The organism is Romboutsia sp. 13368, from assembly GCF_018336475.1.
Lineage (GTDB): Bacteria > Bacillota > Clostridia > Peptostreptococcales > Peptostreptococcaceae > Romboutsia.
This window is the reverse complement of the sequence record NZ_CP048741.1, coordinates 1626693-1628486: the sequence shown is the minus strand read 5'-3', so window position 1 is coordinate 1628486 and position 1794 is coordinate 1626693. Positions and strand designations below refer to the sequence as shown.

Sequence of the window (1794 nt, the reverse complement as noted above, 5' to 3'; positions counted from 1 at the left end):
CTGAAATCTATTGACATAAAATGGTAATAAAGTTTAATATATAAGTATAAACAAGAAAAAAATCAAAGAGGGGTGGACATAATTGAATTTAGATTTATTAAAGAGAACAAGAATGTATAAGGGATATAATCAGTATCAAATGGCTGAAGGAATAGGCCTTACAAGACAAACTTATAATTATAAGGAAAATGGAAAAAGCTCTTTTAATAGTGATGAACTTCTTAGAATTACTACTTTTTTAGATTTAAGTTTTAAAGAGGTTAATGAAATTTTTTTTGATAACTTAATTTCCAAATAGTCATTGAAAAGGGGTGATGAGAGTTTTGAAGGGAATAAAGATTTTTACTAATGAAGATTTTGGAGAAGTTGCAGTTATAAGTATAGACAATAAGCCWTACTTTGAAGGTGTTAAGGTTGCTAAGATTTTAGGATATGCAAATCCTCATGCTGCCATATCTAGACAYTGTAAAGAACCCGGGCTAACGTTTCGTGAGGTGGGGGTAGTTACAGGAAATAGGAGAGATGGAAGTATTGCAAATCAAGCTGTTTCAAAGATTTTTATAAGTGAGGGTAATCTATACCGCCTTATAGTTAAGTCTAAGAAAGAAGAAGCTGAGAAGTTTGAGTCTTGGGTTATGGATGAGGTTTTGCCTTCTATAAGAAGTGAAGGTGGATATGTTAATGATGAAGAGTTTATATTTAAGATTTTAGATTCTTATATAAAGCAAAAGAATTATTGTGAAAAGCTAATAAATGATTTGAACACTTATAAGCCATATATAAATATTGGACAAACTGTTGCACAAAGCGATGATAGTATAAGCATTGGTGCTTTTGCAAAACTTCTTAATAGTTTAGGTGTAAATATAGGGCGTAATAGATTATTTGATTGGTTTAGAGATAATGGATACATCATGAAGCAAAATGGTGAAAATCAACCAAAGCAATTATATATTGATATGGGGTTATTTAAAACTAAGCAAATGGCTATTACAACTTCTGAAGGTATAGTTATAAAAATTACAACTTATGTAACTGGCAAGGGTCAGTTATATTTTATCAAAAAATTAAAGGGGGATTTTTTAGATGAAGAGGTTTGTGGATATTTTTAAGAATACTAAAGAAAATAAATGTGATTTACCTTTTGGTAGTGAGGATTGTGGCAAGTTTTTAAGAACTACTTATGCAAATAGTATTAATGAAACTACTATATTAGATGAAAGTTTATATGAAAGCATAGAGGAATATGATGAAATAGTTTCTAGTATTTCTAAGCTTGAAAGTAGAAAGAAAGTTATAGAGCATAAGCTACAAAGTGAGTTGAAAGAATATGAAATAGGTTTTTGTAAGGAAAGAAAGATTACTTGGAAAAGTGTTACTAAAACTAGTGTGGACACTAAAAGATTAAAAGCTGAACTTCCTGAGGTTGTTGATGGATATTTAAAATCTTCAACTAGCAGAGTTTTTAGAATAGGGAGGTAGTTATGGCAATTTACAGACATGTCCATGTGGAGTTTTGGAAGGATCCAAAGGTTTTAGAGGAGTTRACACCAGAGGATAAGTTATTTTTCATATATCTTTTGACAAATCCAAATACTACTCAAATTGGTGTTTATAAAATTACTAAAAAGCAAATAGCCTTTGAGTTAGGTTATTCYATTGAAAGTGTTAATGCTTTGATGGATAGATTTATTAATAATTATGGATTTATTAAATATAATAACGATACTCGTGAAATAGCTMTTAAAAATTGGGGAAAATATAATTTAAACAAGCTTGGAAAGCCAATGATAG

Annotated in this window: 3 protein-coding genes and 1 pseudogene; all 4 read left to right on the top strand. The window is 29.6% G+C overall.

Translation table 11 applies throughout. From position 1 onward, the window contains the following. The first annotated feature begins 82 nt into the window (after positions 1 to 82). Positions 83 to 298, top strand: a complete 216-nt coding sequence (locus G3997_RS06540; RefSeq protein WP_296644652.1) for a helix-turn-helix transcriptional regulator — start codon at positions 83 to 85, stop codon at positions 296 to 298. 16 nt (positions 299 to 314) lie between these two features. Next, positions 315 to 1112, top strand: coding sequence for a phage antirepressor (locus G3997_RS06535; RefSeq protein ID WP_296644649.1), 798 nt, complete (start codon positions 315 to 317; stop codon positions 1110 to 1112). Next, entirely contained in the window at positions 1087 to 1482 is a 396-nt protein-coding gene (locus G3997_RS06530; protein WP_296644648.1) for a hypothetical protein, read from the top strand. Before G3997_RS06535 ends, G3997_RS06530 begins: the two co-directional genes overlap by 26 nt. Before the next feature lie 2 nt (positions 1483 to 1484). Then, a pseudogene (locus G3997_RS06525) lies at positions 1485 to 1794 on the top strand (replication protein); the annotation flags it as partial.

Coding starts and splice junctions, on each gene's coding strand:
- G3997_RS06530 (WP_296644648.1), top strand. CDS start 1,087: ATGAAGAGGTTTGTGGATATTTTTAAGAATACTAAAGAAAATAAATGT.